The organism is Kitasatospora sp. NPDC114501, from assembly GCF_055633695.1.
Genome location: NZ_JBVKDS010000009.1, coordinates 197,606 through 223,596, shown reverse-complemented (window position 1 = coordinate 223,596; position 25,991 = coordinate 197,606). Strand labels below are relative to the sequence as shown.

Genomic DNA, 25,991 nt, shown 5'->3' with positions numbered 1-25,991 from the left:
TTCCAGAACCGATTCCAGAACCGATGAGGGTGTTCACGAGCTGCGCACGGCGCTGCCGACGGCGTCGGCGAGGCCGCGGAAGCCGCCCGCGCGGACCCGGGCGGACAGGCCCCGGTGGATCCGCCGGCACCAGAACGGTCCCTCGTAGATGAAGGCGCTGTAGCCCTGGACCAGGTCGGCGCCGTGGACGATCCGCTGCCAGGCGTCCTCGGCGGTCTCGATCCCGCCGACCGAGACCAGGGTCAGCCGGCCCTCGGTGCGGGCGCGCAGCCGCTGGAGCACCTCCAGGGCGCGGGCCTTGAGCGGGGCACCGGACAGGCCGCCCATGCCGATCTCCTCGACCCGCCCGGCGTCGGTGCGCAGGCCCTCGCGGCCGATCGTGGTGTTGGTGGCGATGATGCCGTCCAGGCCCAGCTCCAGGGCGAGGTCGGCGACCGCGTCGACGTCCTCGTCGGCCAGGTCGGGGGCGATCTTGACCAGTAGCGGCACGTGGTGCGCGGTGGCGCGGTCGGCGGCCTCGCGGACGGCGGCGAGCAGCGGCCGCAGGTGGTCCACGGCCTGGAGGTTGCGCAGCCCGGGGGTGTTCGGCGAGCTGACGTTGACCACCAGGTAGTCGGCGTACCTGGCCAGCCGCTCGGTGGACTTCACGTAGTCGGCGACGGCGTCGGCCTCCTCGACCACCTTGGTCTTGCCGATGTTGACGCCGACCACCGGGGTGGAGCTGGTGTGCGGGCGGGCCGCCAGCCGGGCGGCGACCCGGGCCGAGCCCTGGTTGTTGAAGCCCATCCGGTTGATCAGCGCGCGGTCCTCGACCAGGCGGAACAGCCGGGGCGCCGGGTTGCCGGGCTGGGGCTCGCCGGTGATGGTGCCGATCTCGACGTAGTCGAAGCCGAGCATCGACAAGCCGTCGATGCCGACGCCGTTCTTGTCGAAGCCGGCCGCCAGGCCGAACGGGCCGGGCAGGTCGAGGCCCAGGGCGCGGGTGCGCAGGGCCCGGTCGCGCGGGGCGAGCACCAGCCGCACCAGGGTGCGCAGGCCGGGCACCGAGGAGGCCAGGCGGATCCAGAAGAAGGCGAGGTGGTGGGCCTTCTCGGGGTCCATCTTCTTGAGGACCAGGTCGAACAGAAGCTTGTACAAGGGTGGTTCAACTCCCGGAGCGGAGACCGTACGTACGGGGGCATGGAAGTGGGGGGCACCCGACTGGCTTCGGTGCCCCCCCACTGCGGTGGTGCTACTTGCGGCCGGCGTTGATCCGCTCGGCGTGCTCCTGGAGCGACATCACCCCGACCTCGTCGCGCAGCAGCCGGTCGATGCCCTGGACGGCCGCGCCCATCGCCTGGACGGTGGTCAGGCAGGGCACCGCGCGGGCCACGGCCGCGGTGCGGATCTCGTAGCCGTCGAGGCGGCCGCCGGTGCCGTAGGGCGTGTTGATGATGAGGTCGACCTCACCGTCGTGGATCAGCTGGACGATGGTCCGCTCGCCGTTCGGGCCCTCGCCCTCGCTGTGCTTGCGCACCAGCGTGGACGGGATGCCGCCGCGCTGGAGCACCTCGGCGGTGCCGGCGGTGGCGAGCAGCTCGAAGCCGAGGCCGACCAGCGCCCGGGCCGGGAAGACCAGGTTGCGCTTGTCCCGGTTGGCGACCGAGACGAAGACCTTGCCCTTGGTCGGCAGCGCGCCGTAGGCACCGGTCTGCGCCTTCGCGTACGCGGTGCCGAAGACCTTGTCGATGCCCATGACCTCACCGGTCGAGCGCATCTCCGGGCCGAGCACGGTGTCCACCCCGCGGCCGTGGATGTCGCGGAAGCGGCTCCACGGCATCACGGCCTCCTTGACCGCGATCGGCGCGTCGGCGGGCAGCGTGCCGCCGTCGCCCTCGGCCGGGAGCAGGCCCTCGGCGCGCAGCTCGGCGATGGTGGCGCCGAGCGAGATCCGGGCGGCGGCCTTGGCCAGCGGCACGGCGGTCGCCTTGGAGGTGAACGGGACGGTCCGGGAGGCGCGCGGGTTGGCCTCCAGGACGTAGAGGATGTCCCCGGCCAGCGCGAACTGGATGTTGATCAGACCGCGGACGCCGACACCGCGCGCGATGGCCTCGGTGGAGGTGCGCAGGCGCTTGATGTCGAAGCCGCCGAGGGTGATCGGGGGCAGCGCGCAGGCGGAGTCGCCGGAGTGGATGCCGGCCTCCTCGATGTGCTCCATGACGCCGCCGAGGTAGAGCTCGGTGCCGTCGTAGAGCGCGTCGACGTCGATCTCCACCGCGTCGTCCAGGAAGCGGTCGATGAGCACCGGGTGCTCGGAGATCAGACCGGCGTGCCGCTCCAGGTAGGAGGCGAGCGAGGCCTCGTCGTAGACGATCTCCATGCCGCGGCCGCCGAGCACGTAGGACGGGCGGGCGAGCACCGGGTAGCCGATCTCGTCGGCGATCGCCTTGGCCTCCGCGAAGGAGAAGGCGGTGCCGTGCTTGGGCGCGGGCAGGCCGGCGTCGCGCAGGACGCGGCCGAAGGCGCCGCGCTCCTCGGCGAGGTCGATCGCCTCGGGCTGGGTGCCGACGATCGGCACCCCGTTGTCCTTGAGCGCCTGGGCCAGGCCCAGCGGCGTCTGGCCGCCGAGCTGGACGATCACGCCGGCCAGCGGGCCGGCCTGCTGCTCGGCGTGGACGATCTCCAGCACGTCCTCCAGGGTGAGCGGCTCGAAGTAGAGCCGGTCGGAGGTGTCGTAGTCGGTGGAGACGGTCTCCGGGTTGCAGTTGACCATGACGGTCTCGTACCCGGCGTCGGCGAGCGCGAAGGAGGCGTGCACGCAGGAGTAGTCGAACTCGATGCCCTGGCCGATGCGGTTCGGGCCGGAGCCCAGGATGATCACGGCGGGCTTGGTGCGCGGGGCGACCTCGTTCTCCTCGTCGTAGGACGAGTAGAAGTACGGGGTCTTGGCGGCGAACTCGGCGGCGCAGGTGTCGACGGTCTTGAACACCGGGCGGATGCCGAGGGCGTGGCGCACCTCGCGGACCACGTCCGGCCTCAGGCCGCGGATCTCACCGATCTGCTGGTCGGAGAAGCCGTGCCGCTTGGCGTGGCGCAGCAGCTCGGGGGTGAGCTCGGCGGCCTCGACCAGCTCGGCGGCGATCTCGTCCAGCAGGAAGAGCTGGTCGACGAACCACGGGTCGATCTTGGTGGCCTCGAACACCTCCTCCGGGGTGGCGCCGGCCCGGATGGCCTCCATCACGGTGTTGATCCGGCCGTCGGTCGGCACGACCGCCTTGGCCAGCAGCTCGGCCTTGTCGCCCACCGGGCCGCTCCAGGAGAACTGGGAGCCCTTCTTCTCCAGCGAGCGCAGGGCCTTCTGGAGCGCCTCGGGGAAGTTGCGGCCGAGGGCCATCGCCTCGCCGACCGACTTCATGGTGGTGGTCAGCGTGGCGTCGGCGCTCGGGAACTTCTCGAACGCGAACCGCGGGACCTTCACCACGACGTAGTCGAGGCTCGGCTCGAAGGAGGCCGGGGTCTCCTCGGTGATGTCGTTGGGGATCTCGTCCAGGGTGTAGCCGACGGCCAGCTTGGCGGCGATCTTGGCGATCGGGAAGCCGGTGGCCTTGGAGGCGAGCGCCGAGGAGCGGGAGACGCGCGGGTTCATCTCGATGACGATGACCCGGCCGTCCTCGGGGTTGACCGCGAACTGGATGTTGCAGCCGCCGGTGTCGACGCCGACCTCGCGGATCACGGCGATGCCGATGTCGCGCAGGATCTGGTACTCGCGGTCGGTGAGGGTCATCGCCGGCGCGACGGTGATCGAGTCACCGGTGTGCACGCCCATCGGGTCGAAGTTCTCGATCGAGCAGACGACCACGACGTTGTCGTGCTTGTCGCGCATCAGCTCCAGCTCGTACTCCTTCCAGCCGAGGATGGACTCCTCCAGGAGCACCTCGGTGGTCGGCGAGAGGGTCAGGCCCTGGCCGGCGATGCGGCGCAGGTCCTCCTCGTTGTGGGCGAAGCCGGAGCCGGCGCCGCCCATGGTGAAGGAGGGGCGCACGACGACCGGGTAGCCGCCGAGCGTGTCGACGCCGGCCAGCACCTCGTCCATGGTGTGGCAGATGACCGAGCGGGCGGACTCGCCGTGGCCGATCTTGGCGTTGACGGCCTCGACCACGCCCTTGAACAGTTCGCGGTCCTCGCCCTTGTTGATCGCCTCGACGTCGGCGCCGATCAGCTCGACGCCGTACTTCTCCAGCGTGCCCGCCGCGTGCAGCGAGATCGCCGTGTTGAGCGCGGTCTGGCCGCCCAGGGTCGGCAGCAGCGCGTCGGGGCGCTCCTTGGCGATGATCTTCTCGACGAACTCCGGGGTGATCGGCTCGACGTAGGTGGCGTCGGCGATCTCCGGGTCGGTCATGATCGTGGCCGGGTTGGAGTTGACCAGCACGACCCGCAGACCCTCGGCCTTGAGGACCCGGCAGGCCTGCGTACCCGAGTAGTCGAACTCGGCGGCCTGGCCGATCACGATCGGGCCGGAGCCGATCACCAGGACGGACTTGATGTCAGTGCGCTTAGGCACGCTGGCCCTCCATGAGCTTCACGAAGCGGTCGAACAGGTAGGCGGCGTCGTGCGGACCGGCGGCCGCTTCGGGGTGGTACTGCACGCTGAAGGCCGGGACGTCGAGCGCCTGGAGGCCCTCGACCACGTCGTCGTTGAGGCAGACGTGGGAGACCTCGACCCGCCCGTAGGGGGTGTCGCTCACCTTGTCCAGCGGGGCGTCCACGGCGAAGCCGTGGTTGTGGGCGGTCACCTCGACCTTGCCGGTGGTGCGGTCCTGCACCGGCTGGTTGATGCCGCGGTGGCCGTACTTGAGCTTGTAGGTGCCGAAGCCCAGGGCCCGGCCGAGGATCTGGTTGCCGAAGCAGATCCCGAAGAACGGGGTCCCGCGCTCCAGCACGCCCTGCGCGACGGCGACCTGGTGGTCGGCGGTGGCCGGGTCGCCCGGGCCGTTGGAGAAGAAGACGCCGTCCGGGGCGACGGCGTAGACGTCCTCCAGGGTGGCGTCGGCCGGCAGCACGTGCACCTCGATGCCGCGCTCGGCCATCCGCTGCGGGGTCATCGCCTTGATGCCGAGGTCGAGCGCCGCGACGGTGAACCTCTTCTCACCGATCGCCGGCACCACGTACGGCTCGGTGGTGGCGACCTCGGCGCACAGGTCGGCGCCCTTCATCTCGGGCGACTGCTGCACCCGGGCGAGCAGGGCGGCCTGGTCGGCCAGCGCCTCGCCGGAGAAGATGCCGCAGCGCATCGCGCCGCGCTCGCGCAGGTGGCGGGTCAGCGCGCGGGTGTCGATGCCGCTGATGCCGACGACGCCCTGCTCGACCAGCTCCTCGTCGAGCGAGCGGCGGGAGCGCCAGTTGGAGGCGACCCGGGCGGGGTCGCGCACCACGTAGCCGGCGACCCAGATCCGCTTGGACTCGTCGTCCTCGTCGTTCCAGCCGGTGTTGCCGATCTGCGGGGCGGTCATCACGACCACCTGGCGGTGGTACGACGGGTCGGTGAGGGTCTCCTGGTAGCCGGACATGCCGGTGTTGAAGACCGCCTCGCCGAAGGTCTCGCCGAGGGCGCCGTAGGCCTGTCCGCGGAAGGTCCGGCCGTCCTCCAGGACGAGCACGGCAGGCACTCGTTCCCGCCTTTGGCGCTGCGTGGTGGGGGCAGGTGCGGTCATTGCGCGGCCTCTTCCGTCTTCGTCTTCGTACGTGTTGCGAGTTGGGCGACCGCCTCGACCCAGGCGGCGTGCTCATCGGGGTGGTCGGCCCGGAACCCGGAGTCCAGCTCGGTGCCCTCGTGCGTCCAGGTGACGACGAGCAGCCCGGAGGGGACGACCTTGCCGGCGATCCCGGAGTCGGTGCGGGCACCGGTCAGGTGCCCGGCCGGGATCCAGAAGTCGTCGGCGCCGGGCCGCTGCACCAGCAGGCCGTCCTCGCCGAGGGTGAGGTCGGCGCGGCTGCGGGTGCCCAGGCCGTGGGCGACGACCCGGTCGAGCCAGTTCCCGGCGGTGGTCGTGCCGTGGTACCGGCCGCTGGTCTCCAGGAGGGTGCGCCCGGCACGGGCCGGCACGGCCGGCAGCGGCGGGATGCCGGACTGCAGGGTGCGCCGCCAGTTCCAGCCCTGGCGCATCAGCCAGTAGACGAGGCCGATCACGATCAGCAGGCCGACGGACCAGCCGACGTAACCGGGCCAGTTGGTGACCCTCGCCTGCTCCTGGGCGAGCACGGCGTGGTCCATCACCGCGTGCCGTCCTGCTCGGCGAGCTCACCGGCCAGCACGGTGGCGCGGCCCCGCAGGAAGGTGGCGTGCACCCGTCCGGGCAGGTCCAGGCCCTTGTAGGGGGTGTTGCGGCTGCGGGTGGCGAAGCTGTCCGGGTTCACGGCACCACGGTACGCGGGATCGAACAGCACCAGGTTGGCGGGCTCACCCACCGAGATCGGCCTGCCCTGGCCGGTGAGACGGCCGATCCGGGCCGGGCGGTGCGACATCCGGTCCGCGACGCCCTCCCAGTTCAGCAGGCCGGTGTCCACCATGGTCTGCTGCACGACGGACAGCGCGGTCTCCAGGCCGACCATGCCCATCGCGGCCACGGCCCACTCGCAGTCCTTGTCCTCGGCCGGGTGCGGCGCGTGGTCGGTGGCGACGGCGTCGATGGTGCCGTCGGCCAGCGCCTCGCGCAGCGCCCGGACGTCCTCGGCGGTGCGCAGCGGCGGGTTCACCTTGTACACCGGGTCGTAGCTGCGGACCATCTCGTCGGTGAGCAGCAGGTGGTGCGGGGTCACCTCGGCGGTGACGTCCCAGCCCTTGGACTTGGCCCAGCGGACGATCTCGACCGAGCCGGCCGTGGAGAGGTGGCAGACGTGCAGCCGGGAGCCGACGTGCGCGGCGAGCAGCACGTCGCGGGCGATGATCGACTCCTCGGCCACGGCCGGCCAGCCGCCGAGCCCGAGCTCGCCGGAGACCTGGCCCTCGTTCATCTGGGCGCCCTCGGTCAGCCGCGGCTCCTGGGCGTGCTGGGCGACGACGCCGTCGAAGGCCTTGACGTACTCCAGGGCGCGGCGCATCAGCACCGCGTCGTCCACGCACTTGCCGTCGTCGGAGAAGACCCGGACGCCGGCGGCGGACTCGTGCATCGCGCCGAGCTCGGCGAGCTTCTTGCCCTCCAGGCCGACGGTGACGGCGCCGACCGGCTGAACGTCGCAGTAGCCGGCCTCCTGGCCGAGCCGCCAGACCTGCTCGACCACGCCGGCGGTGTCGGCCACCGGGGTGGTGTTGGCCATCGCGTGGACGGCGGTGAAGCCGCCCATCGCGGCGGCCTGGGTGCCGGTGAGCACGGTCTCGGCGTCCTCGCGGCCGGGCTCGCGCAGGTGGGTGTGCAGGTCGACCAGGCCGGGCAGGACGATCAGGCCGGTGGCGTCGATCTCGATGTCCGCCTCGACCGTCAGACCGGTGCCGATCTCCTTGATCACGCCGTCGGCGAGGTGGAGGTCCTGCGGGTCGCCGCCCAGGATGCCGGCGTTGCGGATCAGGTAGCTGACCGTGTCGCTGGTTCGCTCGCTGCGCTCGTTCACTGGGCGGTCTCCACGGAGTCGGTACGGGGGGTGTCGGCGGCGGTGTCGGCGAAGACGGCGCCGCCGAGGAGCAGGTAGAGGACGGCCATCCGGACGGAGACGCCGTTGGCGACCTGCTCGACCGCGGTGCAGCGCGGCGAGTCGGCGACCTCGGCGGTGATCTCCATGCCGCGGACCATCGGGCCGGGGTGCATCACGATCGCGTGGTCCGGCAGCTGGGCCATCCGGCGGCCGTTCATGCCGTAGCGGCGGCTGTACTCGCGCTCGGTCGGGAAGAACGCGGCGTTCATCCGCTCGCGCTGCACCCGCAGCATCATCAGCGCGTCCGTCTTGGGCAGCACCCGGTCCAGGTCGTAGCTGATCTCGCAGGGCCAGTTCTCGACCCCGATCGGCAGCAGCGTGGGCGGGGCGACGAAGGTGACCTGCGCGCCGAGGGTGTTCAGCAGGTGGACGTTGGAGCGGGCGACCCGGCTGTGCAGGACGTCGCCGACGATGGTCACCCGGCGTCCGGCCAGGTCGTTGCCGCCGCCCGGGTTGAGGTGGCGGCGCATGGTGAAGGCGTCGAGCAGCGCCTGGGTGGGGTGCTCGTGGGTGCCGTCACCGGCGTTGATCACACTGCCGTGCAGCCAGTCGGACTGGGCCAGCCGGGCCGGGGCGCCGGAGGCGTGGTGGCGGATGACCACCGCGTCGGCGCCCATCGCCTGGAGGGTCAGCGCGGTGTCCTTGAGGCTCTCGCCCTTGGAGACCGAGGAGCCCTTGGCGGAGAAGTTGATGACGTCGGCCGAGAGGCGCTTCTCGGCGACCTCGAAGGAGGTCTTCGTCCGGGTGGAGTCCTCGAAGAAGAGGTTGACGACGGTACGGCCGCGCAGCGTGGGCAGCTTCTTGACGGCCCGGCCGGAGAGCTGGGCCAGCTCCTCGGCGGTGTCCAGGATCAGCAGCGCGTCGTCGCGGCTGAGGTCGGCGGCGGAGACGAGGTGGCGCTTCACGCGGCTACTCCGGGAGGTGCGGTTCGGACGGCTGGGGGGCCAGGGCCTGGGTCGAGCGCGCGGTGAAGTCGCGGTCGCCGACCAGGACGGCGTCCACGCCGTCGCTGTCGGACAGGCGCACCTGCACGGCCTCGCGCAGCGAGGTGGGGAGGTTCTTGCCCACGTAGTCGGCGCGGATCGGCAGCTCGCGGTGGCCGCGGTCGACCAGGACGGCGAGCTGGACGGCGCGCGGGCGGCCGATGTCGTTCAGGGCGTCGAGCGCGGCGCGGATGGTGCGGCCGGAGAAGAGCACGTCGTCGACCAGGATGACGAGCTTGCCGTCGATGCCGCCGGGCGGGATCTCGGTGTGCTCCAGGGCGCGGGCGGGCTTCAGCCGCAGGTCGTCCCGGTACATGGTGATGTCCAGGGTGCCCAGCGGGATACCGCGTCCGGTGATCTGGGCCAGCCGGCCGTGCAGGCGGCGGGCGAGGTGGACGCCCCTGGTGTGGATGCCGAGCAGCACGACGTCCTCGGCGCCCTTGGCGCGCTCGACGATCTCGTGCGCTATCCGGGTGACGACCCGGGCGATGTCCGTGCCGTCCAGCACCTGGTGCGGCGGCCTGGGCGTCGGTTCATGGTGTGTGGTCATGCCGAAGCGGACCTCCTTCCCCGCCTCACGGGACGGGTCTTAAAGGATGTCTGGGACAGCCCCCGCCGACCTGGCGCGGGCTTCGGGCAATCCTACCAGCGCGCCGGATCGCAAACGGACGTCCACCATTCCGCTTCCCGGGGTTAACACTCCGGACGCGCCGACGATGCGGGCCATTCGCACGACTGCCCCATTCGGCTTGACGCAACTACCTTACTCTACGTAACCTCACAGTGAGTTACGAGACGGACGTCGGACCCACCGGTAACGGCGTCGGCAATCGCCCGTGACCCACCACTGAACGCGAAGCAATCTCGTCCGGGGAGATCAATGTCCAGCGACTACGCGAAGCAACTCGGAGGCAAGCTCCGAGCGATCCGCACCCAGCAGGGTCTCTCCCTGCACGGTGTCGAGGAGAAGTCCCAGGGCCGCTGGAAGGCAGTCGTCGTCGGCTCGTACGAGCGTGGTGACCGTGCGGTCACCGTGCAGCGTCTGGCCGAGCTGGCGGAGTTCTACGGCGTCCCGGTGCAGGAGCTGCTGCCCGGCGGCACGCCGGGCGGTGCGGCCGAGCCGCCGCCGCGCCTGGTCCTCGACCTGGAGAGACTGACCCAGGTCCCTTCCGAGAAGGCCGGCCCGTTGCAGCGCTACGCGGCGACCATCCAGAGCCAGCGCGGTGACTACAACGGAAAGGTGCTGTCGATCCGTCAGGACGACCTGCGCACCCTGGCCGTCATCTACGACCAGTCGCCGTCGATCCTCACCGAGCAGCTGATCTCCTGGGGCGTGCTGAACCCCGACGCGCGCCGTGCGGTGCGCGAGGAGGACGCGAGCTGAGGCTCCCCGCACCGGCTCCCACCAGCGGATCCAGGCACGATCCAGCACTCGTTCCAGTAGTGCCGGCAAGCAGAAACGTCACGGCGCGGCCCCCGGTCCCGGGGGCCGCGCCGCGGTGTTCGGGCGGCCCGTCCCGGGCGGCGGCCTCAGCAGACCGTGCCCAGGCTGTAGCCGGGCCGCGCCGCCACGCCGTCCAGCCGGACCGGGCGGTCCGCCGGAGCCCAGTCCTGCCCGCCGCTCGACCAGGCCCAGGAGGCCTGGAGGTACTCCCCGCAGGACGCCGCCGAGCCCTGTGAGCCGTGCAGCACCGCGACGCCCGGCAGCTCCAGGGCCAGCCCGGTGCAGAGCACCGCGCAGACCAGCTCCAGGTCCTCGTCGTTGATCCGGACCACTCCGTCCTCCCACTGGAGCACCCGGGCCGCGGCGGTCAGCGTCCCGCCGGGCGCGTCGACCCGCAGGCGCAGCTCGTACACGCCGGCGCCCGCACCGACCAGCATCCGCCGGAACACCTCGCCCCCGCGCTGGTAGGCGGCGCGCACCCAGGCGGTGTGCTCCTCGTCGGGCGCGCCCGCGCCCCCGTACAGGCCCCCGTCGAGCAGCAGGTCGGCGTGGCAGAGCGTCAGCCCGTTCTCCCGGGCGCGCACCAGGCGGGGCACGAAGTCCCCGGCCAGTTCCTCGCCCTGATAGGCGAGCAGCTGGGTCTGCAGGGCCGGGTTGGCCAGGTAGCGGTCACGGGCGGCGGGCTCGGCCGGGTCCAGCCCGTGCAGCACGCAGAACTCCTCGAAGTCCTGCGGGTGGAACATCCGGGCCCGGACGCTGTCGAACCGCTCCAGCGCCTCGGCCAGCAGCTCGGCGGTGTCGGCCAGGTAGCGCTCGTGGTCGGGGGCGTCGGTGACCCCCCAGGCGCGGGCCCGGGCGAAGTCCGCCGCGTTGGTGAGCACCCCGATGACGAACGCCTGCTCGGTGGCCTCCACCCGCCGCGGCCGGTGCGACGCGCGCACCACGGGCCGCGAGCCGCCGGCGGTGCAGTCGGAGTTACGGCGGGCGCGACCCTTTTGACTCATCGGTGGCTCCTGGCTTCGGCGGTCGGGTGACGGTTGACGGTCGGCGACGGGATCGCCGCTGACCGTCTTCCTCCCCATCCGCGCGCGCCGCACACGTACGGCGTGTCACAGGAATGTAACCACCGGTAATGCGGAGCCCCCGGGTCAGGCCGGCCGGGGCGCCCGGGCCAGCTGACGGGACTGCGCGACCAGGCGGCCGGACTCGTCCCAGACCTCCGCGTCCTCCTCGAAGTAGCCGCCGGCCAGGTTGCGGGTCGCGTGGGTGACCCGCAGCCAGCCGGGCACCGGCCTGGCGCGCAGGTGGACGGTCAGCTCGACGGTGGGGGCCCAACCCGGCAGGCCGAGGTCGAAGGTGACCGGCGGCAGCGCGTCGGCGACCAGCAGGAGCAGCAGCGGGTCGGGCTCGCGGCCGTCGGCGAGCCGGAACCAGCCCTGGATCCGCCCGTTGCCGGAGGGCTGCCCGAGCGCCCAGCCGATGGTGGCCGGGTCCAGCCGGAGGTCGAACCGCTCCAGCAGGGCGGCCTGGGCGATCAGCTCCTTGGGCGCGTGTTCGACGCCGACACACTGGTCCGGCGGCGGCAGCTGCGGCGGCCGCGCGCTGGTGCGCACCTCGCCGTCGGCGGCGGCGAGGTCGCCGTGGCTGGCGACCACACGCAGCCGCTCGACGCCGTCCTGGCTGAGCGAGGCGGTGCCGGTGGACAGGCCGCGGCCGGTGCGCAGCACCTCGGTGCGGACGGTGGCCGGGCCGGGGGTGGAGGCGGACAGGTAGTAACCACTGATCGACACCGGGTCCGGGTGGGTGCCGTGCTCCAGCGACAGCGCGTGTCCGGCCACGGCGAGCAGCAGTCCGCCGTTCACCCCGCCGCCGATCTGCCAGCCGGCGCCGAGCTCGGCCTCGTAGCGGCCGGCCTCCTCGGGGTGCCTGGTCAGGGCGATGCCCTGGTCGAACTCGCTGCGGATCGCCGTGGCCATGTGGGGGGACCTGCCCTTCGCGCGTGCTTCCGGACGTCAAGTTACTGACGAGTAGGCCCCACCCTACGCCGACCGGGTGAAACGCGGAACGGCCGCCGGACACCTGTTCGGGTCCGACGGCCGTCCACGAGGTCGATCCGCCTACCGGCGGATGCCCGGCTTCAGCTCCAGGAAGCGGGCGAGCATGCCGTTGACGAAGGCCGGGGAGTCGTCCGTGGAGAACTCCTTGGCGATCTCGACGGCCTCGTCCAGGACGACGGCGTCCGGGACGCCGTCCTCCCAGATCAGCTCGTACGCACCGAGCCGCAGGACGTTGCGGTCCACGATCGGCATCCGGTCGAGCGACCAGCCCACGGAGTACTGCTCGATCAGGTCGTCGATGCGACGAGCGTGCTGGACGTACCCCTCGATGAGCTCCATGGTGTACTCACCGACCTGCGGGGTGCCCTCGTCGGGCTTGGGCTCGCGGGCGCGGGCCACCCAGTCGGCGAGGACCTGCTGCGGGTCGACCCCGCGGTGGTCGGCCTCGAAGAGGATCTGGAAGGCCCGGGTACGGGCCTTGCTGCGTGCGGCCGACACGGACTTACTTCACCCGGCCGAGGTAGCTGCCGTCGCGGGTGTCGACCTTGACCTTCTCACCGGTGGTGATGAAGAGCGGCACCTGGATCTCGGCGCCGGTCTCCAGGGTGGCCGGCTTGGTGCCACCGGTGGAGCGGTCGCCCTGGACGCCCGGCTCGGTCTCGGCGATGGTCAGCTCGACGGCGGCCGGGAGCTCGATGTACAGCACCGAGCCCTCGTTCTGCGCGACCAGGGCCTCGAAGCCCTCCAGCAGGTACTTGGCGGCGTCGCCGACGACGGCCGGCTCGATGGTCAGCTGGTCGTAGGTGTCCATGTCCATGAACACGAAGTTCTCGCCGTCCTTGTACGAGAACTGCATGCCGCGCTTGTCGACGTTGGCGGTCTCGACCTTGGTGCCCGCGTTGAAGGTCTTGTCGACGACCTTGCCGGTCAGGACCTCCTTGAGCTTGGTACGCACGAAGGCCGGGCCCTTGCCGGGCTTGACGTGCTGGAACTCGACGACGGACCAGAGCTTGCCGCCCTCCAGCTTGAGGACCATGCCGTTCTTGAGATCGTTCGTGGAAGCCACGGGCGCACTAACTCCTGTATAGCTGTCAAGGAACCAAGGGATTGCGTCCTGCCGCCCACAGCCCGGGGGCCGCGGTCACAGGGCGAGGAGCTCCTTGGTGGTGATGGTGAGCAGCTCGGGCCCGCCCTCCTCGAGGGGGCGCACGACGAGCGTGTCCTCGATCCGGACGCCGCCCTTGCCCGGGAGGTGGACCCCTGGGCCGACGGTGACCGGCACGCGGCTGTCCAGTTTACCCATGTCCGCCGGGCCGAGGCGCGGCGCCTCCCGCATCTCCAGCCCGATGCCGTGGCCCACCGGGTGCGGGGAGGCCTCGGTGTGGCCGGCCGCCTCCAGGACCTGCCGCGCCGCCCGGTCGGGCACGCACTGCTCCACCCCCGGTCCGAGCGCCTCCCGCCCGGCCCGCTGGGCCCGGAAGACCAGCCGGTGCAGCTCCACCTGCCAGGGCGCGGGGGCCGCGCCGATCACGAAGGTGCGGGCGGTCGAGACGCCGTAGCCGCGGTACTGGGCGCCCATCACCACGGTCAGGAAGTCGCCCTCCTCCACCCGGCGGTCGGTCGGCTGGTGGGCGGCCTGGCCGGAGTGGCTTCCGGTGCCGACCGAGACCGGGAAGGCCGCCCGGTCGGCGCCGTGGTCGATCATCCGGCGCTCCAGCTCCATCGCCAGGTGCCGCTCGGTGCGGCCGACCAGGATCGACTCCAGCAGCTCGCCCAGCGCCTGGTCGGCGATCTCCGCGGCGATCCGCAGGTCGGCGATCTCGTGCTCGTCCTTGACCACCCGCAGCCGCTCGACCGTCTGGCCGAGGTCCACCAGCCGGGCCCCCTCGGTCAGGCCGGCCACCGCCCGGTGCCGGGTGACGGTCAGGTCGTGCTCCTCCACCGCCAGGCCCGACACCCCGGACCGCGCGGCGGCGGTCGCGGCCGCCAGCGCGGTGTCCGAACCGGCCGCCACCGGCAGCCGGGTGACGTCCGGGGCGATCAGGTGCTCCCCGGAGTCGTCCGGCGGCAGGTCGTCCGGCAGCGCGAGCAGGGCCCGCTCCCTGGTCAGGAGCAGGCTCGCCCCGCAGGGCGCGCAGCCCGTCAGGTACCGCACGTTCGCCGCCCGGGTGATCAGCGCCGCATCGGCCCCGGCCGCACCGCAGTGCTCCCTCACCCGCTCCCGCCGCCCCGCGTACGCATCCGCCATGCGTCGAGCCTACGAACCCCCGGCCCGGAGCGCCCGCCGAGCACCCCCGACAGAACCCCCGGTGCCCCTTGCGCGCCCCCCGCGCCACCGCGCCGTCACCCCCGGGCGCGCGCCGTGCGCCCCGCCCCCGCCGGCGTCGCGCCGCGGCCCCGGAGCGACCGGCGGGACGGGCGCTCAGGCGTCCTGGCCAGGCGTCCAGCGCTGCTCGACCCGGGCGAGCTTCCAGTACCCGATCGCGATCGCCCAGACCACCACGAACAGCCCGGCGATGGCGTAGCCGACGTTGTCCAGCGAGATGTCCGCGACGAATCCGGAGACCGGGTCGGTCAGGTCGAGCTTCTCGTGCAGCACCCCGACCAGCTCGATGGTGCCGATGACGAAGGCCACCGCGATCGACAGCCCGGTGATGGTCAGGTTGTAGTACACCTTCCGGACCGGGTTGGCGAAGGCCCACTGGTACGCGAAGTTCATGAACGTCCCGTCCAGGGTGTCGAACAGGCTCATCCCGGCGGCGAACAGCAGCGGCAGGCAGGCGATCGCGTACCAGGGCAGCCCGGAGGCCGCGCCCGAGCCGGCCATCACCATCAGGGTGACCTCGGTCGCGGTGTCGAAGCCCAGTCCCAGCACCAAGCCCACCGGGAACATCTGCCCCGGCCGGGTGATCGACCGGGTCGCCCGGTTCAGCACCCGGGCCATGAAGCCGCGCGAGTCGAGGTGCGCCTCCAGCTCCCGCTCGTCGAACTGCCCCGCCCGCATCGCCCGGAACACCTTGAGGATGCCGAGCAGTGCCGCCAGGTTGAGCGCGCCGATCAGGTAGAGGAAGACGCCCGAGGTGGTCGTCCCGATCATGCCGAGCCACTGGTGGGTGGTCGACTCGTCGTCCATCAGCGTGTTCGCCAGCTGCGCGCCGCCCGCCACCAGGGCGGCCATCAGGACCACCATCGAGGAGTGCCCGAGGGCGAACCAGAAGCCCACCGAGACCGGCCGCTTGCCGTCCGCCATCAGCTTGCGGGTGGTGTTGTCGATCACCGCGATGTGGTCGGCGTCGAAGGCGTGCCGCATGCCGAGGGTGTACGCGGTGATACCCAGGCCCACCCCGAAGACCTGGGTACCGACCGCGTACCGCTCGGGTGCGACCAGGAAGACGAGCGTCCCGAAGGCCACCACGTGCATGGCCAGGATCACCCCCATCAGCCCGGCCGTACGGACGGTGTCCTCGCGCCGCCACTTGAAGGCGGGCAGCGCGGAGGGGGTCGCCTTCGCCCCGGGGGCGACGGTTTCGGGCAGGGTCATCTGCGGATCACGCTCCAGCACCTCGTGGAAAACCTCGTGAGATGCCGTGGCCGGTCTCCTGGCTGACGGGACACGCCCGCACCCGCCTTCCCAGGCGCGCGGGGCGCCCAGTGGCTTCATGGGTACGGACGACGCTCCTCCGTGGACGGAGGAACGACCCGATCACAGTGGCGAGGGCCGCTCCGGGCTGGGATCCCTGAGGATCCGTCACCGGTCTTCCCGAGCACCACGGCGGGGAACACCGTAGGGGCCGGGCCCCACGGGTGCAAGGCTGCGCACCTGCGCAGGTGTCCAGGATCACAGGACGCCGCCTGCAAGAATGTCCGCATGCATCTCGTACCGGCCGACCGCGCGGGCCACCGCACCATCGACGGGCACCGGGTCTGCGAGGCCATCGCCGCGATCGGCGAGCCCGCGCACGTCCGGTCCTGGGCCGAGCGGTTCTCGCTGCTCGCCGACCCCGGGCGGCTCGCCCTGCTGCTCGCGCTCCACCGGGCCGGCCCGCTCGCCGTCACCGACCTGGCGGTCGCCACCGGCATGCGCGACCCCGCCGTCTCCCAGGCCCTGCGGCTGCTCCGCACCGCCGGCGTGGTGACCGGCGACCGGGACGGACGAGTGGTGCGCTACCGGCTCGTGGACGAGGCCATGCGCCCCCTCCTCGACGAGTGCACCGCCGCCGAGCACCACGAGCCCACCGCGGCCGCGGGCTGACACCCGGAAACCCCCGCCGGGACCGGCCCCGACCAGTACGATCATGATGTGCCGTCCCACCCCCACGCCTGGCCCGCCGACCGCTGGAACACCCGACCGGTCAGGGCCCGTGTGCTGGCGGTCGCCCGCACCCTCACCTCGGCCACCCGGGTCCTGGACGTCCTCACCCTGCTGAGCCCGGACGGCATCGAGCGGTACTTCACCGTCAACCCCGGCTCCGCCTTCGCCGACCGCGCCCTGGACGAGTACCTGCACGGCCTGCCCGGCTTCACCGTGCTGGACTGGGAGGACGCCGTCCGCCGCCGCTTCGACCTGGCCGTCGCCTGCGCCGTCCACTCCTCCATGCACCGCCTGGACGCCCGCCTCGTCGTCCTCCCGCACGGCGCCGGCTACAACCGCCTGGTCACCGAGTCGACCGGCGACACGGTCACCGCCGCCGGCCTGTCCCGCAACGAACTCACCCACCGCGGACGGGTGTTCGTGGACGTCCTCGGCCTCTCCCACCCCGAGCAGCTGGACCGGCTGCGGGACTCCTGCCCCGAGGCGCTGGACGTCGCCCGGGTGGTCGGCGACCCGTGCTTCGACCGGATGCTCGGCAGCCGGCGCTCCCGCGACGGCTACCGCGCCGCGCTCGGCGCCACCGGCGGCCGACGGCTCGTCGTCGTCAGCTCCACCTGGAGCGAGCACTCGTTATTCGGCCGCCACCCCGACCTCCCCCAGCGGCTGGTCCGCCGGCTCCCCGCCGACGAGTACACGGTCGCCGTCGTGCTGCACCCCAACGTCTGGAGCCGCCACGACCCCGAGGCGCTGCTCGACGACGCCCGCCGGATGGGCCTGCGCCTGATCCCGCCCCACCAGGGCTGGCAGGCCGCTCTCGTCGCCGCCGACTGCGTGATCGGCGACCACGGCTCGGTCACCGTCTACGGCGCCGCCCTGGAACGCCCCACCGTGCTCGTCGCCACCGGCGCCGCCGAACTCGACCCGCGCTCCCCCGGCTACGCCTTCGGCCAGGCCGCGCCCGTCCTCGACCCGGACGGGGACCTCGCCGCCCAGCTCGAACTGGCCCTGGCCCAGGACCCGGCCGGCCTGAGCGGCATCACCGGCCGGTCGCTCGCCCACCGCGGCGAGTCCGCCCGGCTGCTGCGCCCGCTGCTCTACTCCTTCCTGGACGGGCTGGACGAACCCGGCGACGAGCCGGCCCTGCCGCCCTACCCCAGGCCGCTCCCCACGACCACCGAGGGGCCCACCGCGTACGATGTCGAGGGCAGCGGCGCGGGCACCGAGGTCAGCCTCCGGCGCTACCCCATCGCCTCGGACGGCCACACCCCGCGCGGCTTCCACGCCCTCACCGACGAACACCCGGGCGACGCCCTGCGCTACACCGCCGAGGTCCTCGCCCGCACCGAGGCCCACGCCGAACGCCCGGCCACCCGCTGGCTCGCCGACACCGCCGCCGAACTCCCCGGCCTGGCCGTCGCGGTGGCCGCCCTCGGCCCGGCCCGCCACCTGCTGCGGCTGCGCACCGGCCAGCTGCTGGAGGCCCGCGCCGAGCCGGACTGGGACAGCCCCGACCCCGGCATCGACCCGCTGCTGCTCGGCGCCGCCGTCGCCTCCTGGCTCGCCGACGGCGGCGAGCCGGCCGGGCTCCCCGCACACGGGCTCACCGTCCGCACCGGCGAGCACCGCACCCGGGTGTCGTTCCGCACCGGCTCCTAAGGCGTGTCTGACAATTCGCGTCGGATCAGGGCGCGGCGTTGGGGTGCGTGCATCGCAAGGCGGAGGAGGGAGCCACTGCGGTGGGGGCACCTCCCGGCCGAAGGCTGGGGGCCATTGGTGACCGACGACAACGCGGCGAGGTGCGTGCCCCGGCGTCGCGCACCCGGCGGGAATTGTCAGACACGCCTTAGTCCGACAGCTCCCTCAGCCGCACCCGGCTGCGCTCGGCCAGCTCCGCGTCGTCCAGTTCCTCGGCGAGGGAGACCAGCAGGGTGTGGGCCTGCGCCTCCTTGGCGTACTGGCTGCGCTGCCTGGCCTGCCGGGCGCAGTCGTCCGCGTGGGCCACGGCGAGGTCCAGCTGCCCGAGCGCCCGGTGGGCCCGGGCGCGGACCAGCGGCAGCTTCATCAGCATGTCGTCGTCCCCCGTCCGCCCGGCGTGAGCCGTGGCTTCGGACAGCAGGGCCAGCGCCTGCTCCGGACGGCCGTCGGCGATCAGCGCCTGCGCCAGGTTGTAGTTCTGGACGATCTCGCCGTGGTCGTCGCCCCGGTTCTCCGCCAGGGCCAGGGTGAACCGCTCCACCGCGTCGGCCGGGCGGCCGTCGGCCAGGCAGAGCAGACCGTCCGTCTCGTAGAGCACCCCCACCACCTGGCGTTCGGTCACCAGCGGCACCTGCTCCGTGGCGAGCGCCAACTGCTCGGCGGCGAGCCGGTACTCCCCGCGGTCGACGTGGGCACGGGCGAGCTGGTTGCGCATCCGCACCACGGCGGCCGGCTGGTTGTCCCACTGGGCCGACTCGACGCCGAGCCGGTGGGTGGCGATCCAGTCCTGGTAGAGCTTGCGGCCGTGGTAGAGCGGCCAGAGCGACTCGCAGAGCCGCCACACCTCGCCGTGCCAGCCCTGCTCGGCCGCCTCCTCCACCACCGCGCGGAAGTTGGCCCGTTCGGCGTACAGCCACTCCAGGGCCGCGGCCCCGGAGGCGAAGCGGGGCAGCTCGTCACCGCTCGGGTCCTGGAGGCGGAGCCGGTTCCCGGCCGTCGCGCGGTCGGCAGCCGACGCCCGGCCCCGGTAGTACGCCACGACCCCGGCGAGGAGCGGCCCGCGGTCCGGCAGCTCCCGGGTCCGGCCGTAGGCGTGCAGCCGCACCACGTCGTGGGCCCGGAAGCGGTCCTCGCGGTCGTCGTCCACCACCTCGTCCAGCAGGTGGACACCGCGCAGCTCCCCGATCGCCCGCTCGGCCCGCTCGACGCCGACCGCCCGCGCCAGTTCGGCGGACACGAAGGGTCCGGGGTGCACGCCGACCAGGTGGTAGAGCGCCCGGCCCTCCGCCGACAGCCGCTCGTACACCAGGTCGTAGGTCGCGCCGAGATCGCTCTCCCCGTCCTCCAGCATCGCCAACCTGCCCTCCCGGCCGTGCAGTTCGGCCACCACCCGGCCGACCGGCAGGTTGTCCCGGTCCAGCAGCTGGCTGCCGACCGCGTTCAGCGCGAGCGGCAGCCCGCCGCACAGCTCGACCAGTTCCGCCAGCTCCCCGTCGGTGCCCCGCCCGGAGCCGACCCAGCCGCGCACCAGCTCGGCGCCCGCCGTCGCGCTCAGCGGCCCGAGCCGGCGCACCTCGGCGCCGTCCACCCGCAGCGCGGGCAGCCGCCGCCGGCTCGCGACCACCACCAGCCCGCCGGACGGGAGCAGCGCGCGGACCTCCGCGGCGTGCTCGACGTTGTCCAGGAAGAACAGGCACCGGCGCTCGGCGGTGGCGGTGCGGAACGCCGTGAACCGCTCGGCCTCCACGGCCGGTGGCTCGGTGCCGAGGGCGCGCAGGAAGCCGGCCAGCAGCTCGGGGAGGTCCACCCCGCCCTGGTGCCGGTAGGCCTTCAGGTCGGCGTAGAGGTCCCCGCCCGGGAAGTGCTCCCGGTGGTCCTTGGTGAACTTGGCGATCAGTTCGGTCTTCCCGACCCCGCCGAGACCGGTGAACACCACGACCCCGAGGCCGTCCTCCTCGACCCGGCGCAGCGCGGCGGCCAGTGCGGCGATCTCCGGCTCACGGTTGACGAACGGGCCGTGCGGTGCGCGCACCTGACGGGGCCTCGGCACTTCCCGCGCCGGGTGGAGGTGCACCGCTCCGATGGTCCCGGCCTGCACCAGGTGGCCGCCCACCGTGGCGCCTGACACGGTGTTGGCCACCTCGTGCCGCTCCATCCGCCTGCTCCCTCCGGCCGGTCGGCCCCAGCCTACGGGCTGGGCGCCGCACCGGAGGGGCACTCGGATGTCACCGGGGGGTGATCTCGCCCATCTCCGCCCAGCCGTCCATGCCGGGGATCTCGGTCGACACGATCCGCGGCTTGGCGGCCACCGCGTAGGACAGGTCCTCCATGGCCTTGGCGAAGTGCGCGGACTCCACGTGCTCCCTGCCCGCGTCACCGTCGCGGAAGGCCTCGACCAGGACGAACTCGTTGGGGTCTTCGACGCTGCGGGACCACTCGAAGAAGATGTTGCCCGGCTCCTCGCGGGTGGCCCGGGTGAACTCCTCGACCAGGTCGAGCCAGCCGTCGACGCGCTCGGGGCGGACCGGGAACTTGACGGTGATGAAGATCATGGGACTTCCTTTCGCTGCACGTTCACACGTGGTGGTGCGGTCAGGGGCAGGCTGCTCGGCGAGCACGCCGACCATCGTCGCAGGTCAGAAAGGTCGTGTGCGACACGGGTCCGCGCACGACACGGGCCCCCACTGCACGGCCGGGCCCGCTCAGGCCGCCTGGCAGGCCGGGCACCAGAAGAGGTTGCGGGCGGCGTGCTCCTCCGTCCGCACGTCGGTGCCGCAGACCAGACAGGGCATCGCGGCCCGCCGGTAGACGTACACCTCGCCGCCGTGGTCGTCCACCCGCGGCGGGCGGCCCATCGCCTCGGGCGTGTGCTCGGGACGGACGGTGTCGATCCGGCCGGCCGTGACGCCCTCGCGCATCAGGGCGACCAGGTCGGCCCAGATCGCGTCCCACTCGCGGCGGGTGAGGTCGCGCCCGGCCCGGTGCGGGTCGATGCCGTGCCGGAACAGCACCTCGGCCCGGTAGACGTTGCCCACCCCGGCCAGCACCTTCTGGTCCATCAGCAGCGCCGCGACGGTCGTCCGGCTGCCCGATATCCGGCGCCAGGCGGTGTCCGGGTCGGCGTCGGCGCGCAGCGGGTCGGGGCCCAGCCGGGCGGCGACGGCGGCCTTCTGCTCCCCGGTGACGAGCGCGCAGGTGTTGGGACCGCGCAGGTCGGCGTAGCCGTCCTCGTTCTCCAGCCGCAGCCGGACCAGCCCGACCGGCTCGGGCGCCGGACCGGTGCCGAAGGTGAACCCGCCGTAGAGGCCGAGGTGGATGTGCACCCAGCCGCCCTCCTCGAAGCCGAGGAAGAGGTGCTTGCCGACGGCCTCCGCACCGGTGAGCAGCTGCCCGTCGATCACCTTGGCCTCGTCGGCGAACCGGCCCTGCGGGCTGGAGACCCGCACCGGGCGGCCGCCGAAGGCCGTCCGGTTCTCGATGGCGAGGCGGTGGATGATGTGGCCTTCGGGCACGGGCGTCGGCTCCTCCGGACGCGGCGACAGGGACCCGTCCATCATCGCAGCCGGCACCGACAGCCCCGCGACGCCGCAGGTCAGCGGACCGGGACGCCCATCAGCCGGGCCAGGATGACCCGGTCCAGCTCGGCGGCCGTCCCGGCGACGTCCAGGTAGGAGTTGTCGATGATCGGCAGCCCGGAGTTGTACCAGCCGGCCATCCGCCCGTGGATCCGGGCCACCTCCTCGTCCCCGAGGCGGCGGTTGCCGCTGCGCCGGGCGTTGCGGCGCAGCACCGAGTCCAGGCTGGGCAGCAGCACGACCGGGATCATGCCGGGCCCGATGTGGCGCTTCCAGCCGCCGAGGCCGATCGCCGGGCGGTCCGGGAAGACGGCGTCGTCGATGATGCAGGAGATGCCGTTGGCCAGGTAGTTGCGGCAGGCGAAGCCGCAGGTGCGGCGGGCCAGCCGGTACTGCGCCTCGGAGGCGTTGTTCCAGCCGGACTGCGGGTTGGCGAAGCCGGACTGCACCCACTCGCGGACGTCGTCCAGGCTGATGTGCGCGGTCGGGCCGGGCCGCCGCTCGGCCCAGTGGCGGGCGACGGTGGTCTTGCCCGCCCCGGCCGGTCCGATCAGCAGGACGGCGATCGGCCCGGCGGGCGCGTGGTGCTGCGGCGGGTGGGTGGGCAGCTGGACGGGCGCGCCGGACGGCAGCACGAAGTGCCCGGTGCCCCCGGCGGGCACCGGTGCGCTCGGCACCGGACCGGCCGGAGCGACCGCGGGCGCCGGAGCCGGACGGGCGGCCGGCCCGGGAGCGGCGGGGGCGGTGGGCGCCGGGCGGACCGGCGGCGGAGACGGCGGGGAGACCGGCGCCCCCGACGACGTCCCCCGGGTACCGCCCACCGGCGGCACCGGCGGGGCGACAGGACGCGGCGGGACCTGCCCACCTCCGGCGTACTGCGTCACGACACCTCCCGACACCTCTCAGCGGGGACACTACACGGCGGCCCGGCAGCGGGCACAGTCCGCCGCCGGGCCACCGCCCGTACGCTCAGCGGCTGGTGAGCTGCTCGGCCAGCGCGCGCAGCGCCAGCTCGTAGGAGCCGAGCCCGAAACCGGCGATGGTGCCGGAGGCCACCGCGGCGATCACCGAGGTGTGCCGGAAGGTCTCCCGGGCGTACGGGTTGGAGATGTGCACCTCGATCAGCGGCGCGGTGCGCTGGGCCGCCGCGTCCCGCATCGCGTACGAGTAGTGCGTGAACGCACCGGGGTTGATCACCACCGGCACCCGCCCGTCGGCCGCCTCGTGCAGCCACTCCACCATCCGCTGCTCGGAGTTGGTCTCGTGCACCTCCACCTCGAAGCCGAACTCCCGGCCCAGCGCGGTGCAGCGCTCGACCAGTCCGGCGTACGAGGTGGCGCCGTAGACGTCCGGCTCGCGGCTGCCCAGCCGGCCCAGGTTGGGGCCGTTGAGCACCATCACCCTGGTCACGCCGAGACCTCCGCGTACGCGGCGACCAGCAGCGACGGGTCGGGGCCCTCCAGTACGGAGGTCCTGCCGAGGCCGTCCAGCACGATGAAGCGGAGCAGGTCGCCGCGCGACTTCTTGTCGATCTTCATCGCGTCCAGCAGCTTCGGCCAGGCGTCCGCCCGGTAGCTCAGCGGCAGGCCGACCGAGGCCAGCACGGTGCGGTGCCGGTCGGCCGTCTCGTCGTCCAACCGCCCGGCCAGGCGGCCGAGTTCGGCGGCGAAGACCATGCCGATGGAGATCGCGGCGCCGTGCCGCCACTTGTACCGCTCGTTGCGCTCGATGGCGTGGCCGAGGGTGTGGCCGTAGTTGAGGATCTCGCGCCGCCCGGACTCCTTGAGGTCCCCGGAGACCACGTCGGCCTTGACCTGGATGGCCCGGCGGATCAGCTCGACGGTGTGCGGGCCGGCCGGCGTCTTCGCGCCCTCCGGGTCGGCCTCGATCAGGTCGAGGATGGCCGGGTCGGCGATGAAGCCGCACTTGACGACCTCGGCCAGGCCGGAGACGTAGTCGTGCCGGGGCACCGTCTCCAGGGTGTCCAGGTCGGCCAGCACGCCCACCGGCGGGTGGAAGGCGCCGACCATGTTCTTGCCCTCGGCGATGTTGATGCCGGTCTTGCCGCCGACGGCCGCGTCCACCATGCCGAGCAGCGTGGTGGGCATGGAGATCCAGCGGACCCCGCGCAGCCAGGTGGCGGCGACGAAGCCGGCCAGGTCGGTGGTGGCGCCGCCGCCGAGGCCGACGACGACGTCGCTGCGGGTGAAGCCGGTCTGCCCGAGCACCGACCAGCAGTACGCGGCGACCTCGACGCTCTTGGCGTCCTCGGCGTTGGGCACCTGGAGCACGACGGCCTCGTAGCCCTCGCCGAGCAGGTCCTCGCGGATCGCGTCGGCGGTGGCGGCCAGCGCCTCCGGGTGGATGATCGCGACCCGCTTGGCCCGGCCGCCGATCAGCGGCGCCAGCTCACCGAGCAGCTGGTGCCCGATCAGCACGTCGTACGGGTCGTGGCCGGCGCTGCCGCCGACGTGGATCCTGACGGTGGTGTCAGTCATGGGGGGTCTTCAGCTCCAGTGCTTCCAGTACGGCGTCCGCGACCTGCTCCGGGCTGCGCCCGGCGGTGTCGACCACGGCGGTGGCCACCTCCAGGTAGAGGGGGCGGCGGGCCTCCATCAGCTCGCGCCAGCGGGCCCGCGGATTGACGGCCAGCAGCGGGCGCGGGGCGTCCAGGCCGACCCGCTTGACCGCGTCGGCGAGCGGGACCTCCAGGAGGACCACCGGCAGCTCGCGCAGCAGCGCGCGGGTGGCCTCGGCCATCACCGCGCCGCCGCCGAGCGCCAGCACCCCGTCGTGCCCCTCGGCGGCCGCGCGGACGGCCGCCGCCTCCAGCGCGCGGAAGTGCGGCTCGCCCTCGTCGACGAAGATGTCCGGGATGGGCTTGCCGGCCGTCGCCTCGACGTCGGCATCGGTGTCCCGGAAGCCGACGCCCAGGCGCTCGGCCAGGACCCGCCCGACGGTGGACTTGCCACTGCCGGGCGGGCCGACCAGCACCACGACGGGGGTCGTCATCGGATGATCAGGTGGTCGAGGTAGCCCTGCACGTTGCGGCGGGTCTCGGAGACGTGGTCCCCGCCGAACTTCTCGGTCACCGCGTCCGCCAGCACCAGCGCGACCATCGCCTCGGCGACGATGCCGGCGGCCGGCACCGCGCAGACGTCCGAGCGCTGGTGGTGCGCCTTGGCCGGCTCGCCGGTGCGCACGTCCAGGGTCTGGAGCGCCCGCGGCACGGTGGCGATCGGCTTCATCGCGGCGCGCACCCGCAGCACCTCGCCGGTGGACAGGCCGCCCTCGGTGCCGCCGGAGCGGCCGGAGGTGCGCTTGACGCCCTCGGGGGTCGGGACGATCTCGTCGTGCGCCTTGGAGCCCGGCACCCGGGCCAGGTCGAAGCCGTCGCCGACCTCGACGCCCTTGATCGCCTGGATGCCCATCAGCGCGGCGGCCAGCCGCGCGTCCAGCCGGCGGTCCCAGTGCACGTGCGAGCCGAGGCCCACCGGCACGCCGTACGCCAGCACCTCGACCACCCCGCCCAGGGTGTCGCCGTCCTTGTGGGCCTGGTCGATCTCGGCGACCATCGCCTTCGAGGCGTCGGCGTCCAGGCAGCGCACCGGGTCCTCGTCCAGCCGGGCCTCGTCCGAGGGCAGCGGCAGCACGCCGGCCGGTGCCTTGGCGGCGGCCAGCTCGACCACGTGGCTGACGATCTCGATCCCGGCCACCTCGCGCAGGTACGCGCGGGCGACGGCGCCCAGCGCGACCCGGGCGGCCGTCTCGCGGGCGCTGGCGCGCTCCAGGATCGGCCGGGCCTCCTCGATCGAGTACTTCTGCATGCCGGCCAGGTCGGCGTGGCCGGGCCGGGGGCGGGTGAGCGCCTCGTTGCGGGCCAGGCCCGCCAGCACCTCGGCGTCGACCGGGTCGGCCGACATGACCTGCTCCCACTTCGGCCACTCGGTGTTGCCGACCATGATCGCGACCGGGCTGCCCATGGTCAGACCGTGCCGGACGCCGCCGAGGAAGGTCACCTCGTCCTGCTCGAACTTCATCCGCGCCCCGCGGCCGTAGCCGAGCCGGCGGCGCGCCAGCGCGTCGGCCACCACGTCGGTGGTGACCGGTACACCGGCGGGCAGGCCTTCCAGCGTCGCGACGAGTGCGGGGCCGTGCGACTCCCCCGCCGTCAGCCAGCGCAACGTACCCAACGGAGCTCCTTCATCAGCGGACCGGACCTCGGCACCGCCGGGGCCCGCCCGGGCGTGCCTTGTGCCT

The 25,991-nt window shown here is 73.1% G+C and carries 24 protein-coding genes and 1 riboswitch; of the genes, 3 read left to right on the top strand and 21 right to left on the bottom strand.

Annotated elements, in window-relative coordinates; translation table 11 throughout:
- Window positions 1–33 precede the first annotated feature (33 nt).
- The 7 genes from ACZ7RU_RS18895 to pyrR form a co-directional block, all read right to left on the bottom strand.
- Window positions 34–1,137 (bottom strand): quinone-dependent dihydroorotate dehydrogenase, encoded by a 1,104-nt coding sequence (locus ACZ7RU_RS18895; RefSeq protein ID WP_470342044.1) that lies wholly within the window; start codon window positions 1,135–1,137, stop codon window positions 34–36.
- 94 nt (window positions 1,138–1,231) lie between these two features.
- On the bottom strand, window positions 1,232–4,540 hold the full coding sequence (gene carB / locus ACZ7RU_RS18890; protein ID WP_470342043.1) for a carbamoyl-phosphate synthase large subunit: 3,309 nt from the start codon (window positions 4,538–4,540) through the stop codon (window positions 1,232–1,234).
- Window positions 4,533–5,690: a glutamine-hydrolyzing carbamoyl-phosphate synthase small subunit gene (carA, locus tag ACZ7RU_RS18885; protein WP_470342042.1), complete on the bottom strand. Its 1,158-nt coding sequence runs from the start codon at window positions 5,688–5,690 to the stop codon at window positions 4,533–4,535. The genes carB and carA overlap by 8 nt, the downstream gene beginning before the upstream one ends.
- Entirely contained in the window at window positions 5,687–6,250 is a 564-nt protein-coding gene (locus tag ACZ7RU_RS18880; RefSeq protein ID WP_470342182.1) for a PH-like domain-containing protein, read from the bottom strand. Before ACZ7RU_RS18880 ends, carA begins: the two co-directional genes overlap by 4 nt.
- Window positions 6,250–7,542: a dihydroorotase gene (locus ACZ7RU_RS18875; RefSeq protein ID WP_470342181.1), complete on the bottom strand. Its 1,293-nt coding sequence runs from the start codon at window positions 7,540–7,542 to the stop codon at window positions 6,250–6,252. Before ACZ7RU_RS18875 ends, ACZ7RU_RS18880 begins: the two co-directional genes overlap by 1 nt.
- A 38-nt stretch (window positions 7,543–7,580) precedes the next feature.
- A complete protein-coding gene (locus ACZ7RU_RS18870) occupies window positions 7,581–8,570 on the bottom strand; it encodes an aspartate carbamoyltransferase catalytic subunit (RefSeq protein ID WP_470342041.1) in 990 nt (329 codons plus the stop codon).
- 4 nt (window positions 8,571–8,574) lie between these two features.
- The gene (pyrR, locus tag ACZ7RU_RS18865) at window positions 8,575–9,198 is read right to left on the bottom strand and encodes a bifunctional pyr operon transcriptional regulator/uracil phosphoribosyltransferase PyrR (RefSeq protein WP_470342040.1); all 624 of its coding nucleotides are present in this window, start codon (window positions 9,196–9,198) and stop codon (window positions 8,575–8,577) included.
- A 330-nt stretch (window positions 9,199–9,528) separates the two neighbouring features.
- Here pyrR and bldD point away from each other — a divergent pair, with 330 nt between their 5' ends.
- Window positions 9,529–10,032 (top strand): transcriptional regulator BldD, encoded by a 504-nt coding sequence (gene bldD / locus ACZ7RU_RS18860; protein WP_030056198.1) that lies wholly within the window; start codon window positions 9,529–9,531, stop codon window positions 10,030–10,032.
- Between the two features lie 146 nt (window positions 10,033–10,178).
- Here bldD and ACZ7RU_RS18855 read toward each other — a convergent pair whose 3' ends face one another.
- The 6 genes from ACZ7RU_RS18855 to nicT form a co-directional block, all read right to left on the bottom strand.
- On the bottom strand, window positions 10,179–11,096 hold the full coding sequence (locus ACZ7RU_RS18855) for a hypothetical protein (RefSeq protein ID WP_470342039.1): 918 nt from the start codon (window positions 11,094–11,096) through the stop codon (window positions 10,179–10,181).
- A gap of 144 nt (window positions 11,097–11,240) precedes the next feature.
- Window positions 11,241–12,068 carry a thioesterase family protein gene (locus ACZ7RU_RS18850; protein ID WP_470342038.1) on the bottom strand — a complete coding sequence of 276 codons (828 nt, stop codon included), beginning with the start codon at window positions 12,066–12,068 and terminating at the stop codon, window positions 11,241–11,243.
- A 141-nt stretch (window positions 12,069–12,209) separates the two neighbouring features.
- Complete coding sequence (nusB, locus tag ACZ7RU_RS18845) at window positions 12,210–12,647, bottom strand: transcription antitermination factor NusB (RefSeq protein WP_470342037.1); 438 nt, start codon at window positions 12,645–12,647, stop codon at window positions 12,210–12,212.
- Window positions 12,648–12,651: 4 nt separating this feature from the next.
- Window positions 12,652–13,215 (bottom strand): elongation factor P, encoded by a 564-nt coding sequence (gene efp, locus ACZ7RU_RS18840; RefSeq protein WP_470342036.1) that lies wholly within the window; start codon window positions 13,213–13,215, stop codon window positions 12,652–12,654.
- A 75-nt stretch (window positions 13,216–13,290) separates the two neighbouring features.
- Window positions 13,291–14,397 (bottom strand): M24 family metallopeptidase, encoded by a 1,107-nt coding sequence (locus ACZ7RU_RS18835; RefSeq protein WP_470342035.1) that lies wholly within the window; start codon window positions 14,395–14,397, stop codon window positions 13,291–13,293.
- Window positions 14,398–14,571: 174 nt separating this feature from the next.
- Complete coding sequence (nicT, locus tag ACZ7RU_RS18830) at window positions 14,572–15,690, bottom strand: Nickel transporter NicT (RefSeq protein WP_470342034.1); 1,119 nt, start codon at window positions 15,688–15,690, stop codon at window positions 14,572–14,574.
- A 31-nt stretch (window positions 15,691–15,721) separates the two neighbouring features.
- Window positions 15,722–15,936, bottom strand: a riboswitch (cobalamin riboswitch).
- A gap of 81 nt (window positions 15,937–16,017) precedes the next feature.
- On the opposite strand from nicT, the gene ACZ7RU_RS18825 reads away from it, so the two are divergent.
- Window positions 16,018–16,401, top strand: coding sequence for an ArsR/SmtB family transcription factor (locus ACZ7RU_RS18825; protein WP_387750920.1), 384 nt, complete (start codon window positions 16,018–16,020; stop codon window positions 16,399–16,401).
- A 48-nt stretch (window positions 16,402–16,449) separates the two neighbouring features.
- On the top strand, window positions 16,450–18,117 hold the full coding sequence (locus ACZ7RU_RS18820; RefSeq protein ID WP_470342033.1) for a hypothetical protein: 1,668 nt from the start codon (window positions 16,450–16,452) through the stop codon (window positions 18,115–18,117).
- A gap of 187 nt (window positions 18,118–18,304) precedes the next feature.
- Here the strand turns inward: ACZ7RU_RS18820 and ACZ7RU_RS18815 are convergent, their stop codons facing one another.
- From ACZ7RU_RS18815 to aroC, 8 genes are all read right to left on the bottom strand, one after another.
- A complete protein-coding gene (locus ACZ7RU_RS18815) occupies window positions 18,305–20,311 on the bottom strand; it encodes an AAA family ATPase (RefSeq protein ID WP_470342032.1) in 2,007 nt (668 codons plus the stop codon).
- Window positions 20,312–20,381: 70 nt separating this feature from the next.
- Window positions 20,382–20,708 carry a putative quinol monooxygenase gene (locus ACZ7RU_RS18810; protein ID WP_470342031.1) on the bottom strand — a complete coding sequence of 109 codons (327 nt, stop codon included), beginning with the start codon at window positions 20,706–20,708 and terminating at the stop codon, window positions 20,382–20,384.
- Window positions 20,709–20,858: 150 nt separating this feature from the next.
- Window positions 20,859–21,668 carry an Fpg/Nei family DNA glycosylase gene (locus ACZ7RU_RS18805; protein WP_470342030.1) on the bottom strand — a complete coding sequence of 270 codons (810 nt, stop codon included), beginning with the start codon at window positions 21,666–21,668 and terminating at the stop codon, window positions 20,859–20,861.
- Between the two features lie 80 nt (window positions 21,669–21,748).
- Complete coding sequence (locus tag ACZ7RU_RS18800) at window positions 21,749–22,615, bottom strand: AAA family ATPase (RefSeq protein WP_470342029.1); 867 nt, start codon at window positions 22,613–22,615, stop codon at window positions 21,749–21,751.
- Between the two features lie 85 nt (window positions 22,616–22,700).
- Window positions 22,701–23,129, bottom strand: a complete 429-nt coding sequence (gene aroQ, locus ACZ7RU_RS18795; protein ID WP_470342180.1) for a type II 3-dehydroquinate dehydratase — start codon at window positions 23,127–23,129, stop codon at window positions 22,701–22,703.
- A gap of 8 nt (window positions 23,130–23,137) precedes the next feature.
- Window positions 23,138–24,229 carry a 3-dehydroquinate synthase gene (gene aroB, locus ACZ7RU_RS18790; protein WP_470342028.1) on the bottom strand — a complete coding sequence of 364 codons (1,092 nt, stop codon included), beginning with the start codon at window positions 24,227–24,229 and terminating at the stop codon, window positions 23,138–23,140.
- On the bottom strand, window positions 24,222–24,743 hold the full coding sequence (locus ACZ7RU_RS18785) for a shikimate kinase (protein WP_470342027.1): 522 nt from the start codon (window positions 24,741–24,743) through the stop codon (window positions 24,222–24,224). The genes aroB and ACZ7RU_RS18785 overlap by 8 nt, the downstream gene beginning before the upstream one ends.
- Window positions 24,740–25,924 carry a chorismate synthase gene (gene aroC, locus ACZ7RU_RS18780; protein ID WP_470342026.1) on the bottom strand — a complete coding sequence of 395 codons (1,185 nt, stop codon included), beginning with the start codon at window positions 25,922–25,924 and terminating at the stop codon, window positions 24,740–24,742. Before aroC ends, ACZ7RU_RS18785 begins: the two co-directional genes overlap by 4 nt.
- Window positions 25,925–25,991 lie beyond the last annotated feature (67 nt).

Excerpts from the sequence above, each read along its gene's own strand:
- carA (WP_470342042.1), bottom strand. The coding sequence starts at position 5,690 with ATGACCGCACCTGCCCCCACCACGCAGCGCCAAAGGCGGGAACGAGTG.
- ACZ7RU_RS18880 (WP_470342182.1), bottom strand. The coding sequence starts at position 6,250 with ATGGACCACGCCGTGCTCGCCCAGGAGCAGGCGAGGGTCACCAACTGG.
- pyrR (WP_470342040.1), bottom strand. The coding sequence starts at position 9,198 with ATGACCACACACCATGAACCGACGCCCAGGCCGCCGCACCAGGTGCTG.
- bldD (WP_030056198.1), top strand. The coding sequence starts at position 9,529 with ATGTCCAGCGACTACGCGAAGCAACTCGGAGGCAAGCTCCGAGCGATC.
- ACZ7RU_RS18855 (WP_470342039.1), bottom strand. The coding sequence starts at position 11,096 with ATGAGTCAAAAGGGTCGCGCCCGCCGTAACTCCGACTGCACCGCCGGC.
- ACZ7RU_RS18850 (WP_470342038.1), bottom strand. The coding sequence starts at position 12,068 with ATGGCCACGGCGATCCGCAGCGAGTTCGACCAGGGCATCGCCCTGACC.
- ACZ7RU_RS18835 (WP_470342035.1), bottom strand. The coding sequence starts at position 14,397 with ATGGCGGATGCGTACGCGGGGCGGCGGGAGCGGGTGAGGGAGCACTGC.
- nicT (WP_470342034.1), bottom strand. The coding sequence starts at position 15,690 with ATGACCCTGCCCGAAACCGTCGCCCCCGGGGCGAAGGCGACCCCCTCC.
- ACZ7RU_RS18825 (WP_387750920.1), top strand. The coding sequence starts at position 16,018 with ATGCATCTCGTACCGGCCGACCGCGCGGGCCACCGCACCATCGACGGG.
- ACZ7RU_RS18815 (WP_470342032.1), bottom strand. The coding sequence starts at position 20,311 with ATGGAGCGGCACGAGGTGGCCAACACCGTGTCAGGCGCCACGGTGGGC.
- ACZ7RU_RS18810 (WP_470342031.1), bottom strand. The coding sequence starts at position 20,708 with ATGATCTTCATCACCGTCAAGTTCCCGGTCCGCCCCGAGCGCGTCGAC.
- aroQ (WP_470342180.1), bottom strand. The coding sequence starts at position 23,129 with ATGGTGCTCAACGGCCCCAACCTGGGCCGGCTGGGCAGCCGCGAGCCG.
- aroB (WP_470342028.1), bottom strand. The coding sequence starts at position 24,229 with ATGACTGACACCACCGTCAGGATCCACGTCGGCGGCAGCGCCGGCCAC.
- ACZ7RU_RS18785 (WP_470342027.1), bottom strand. The coding sequence starts at position 24,743 with ATGACGACCCCCGTCGTGGTGCTGGTCGGCCCGCCCGGCAGTGGCAAG.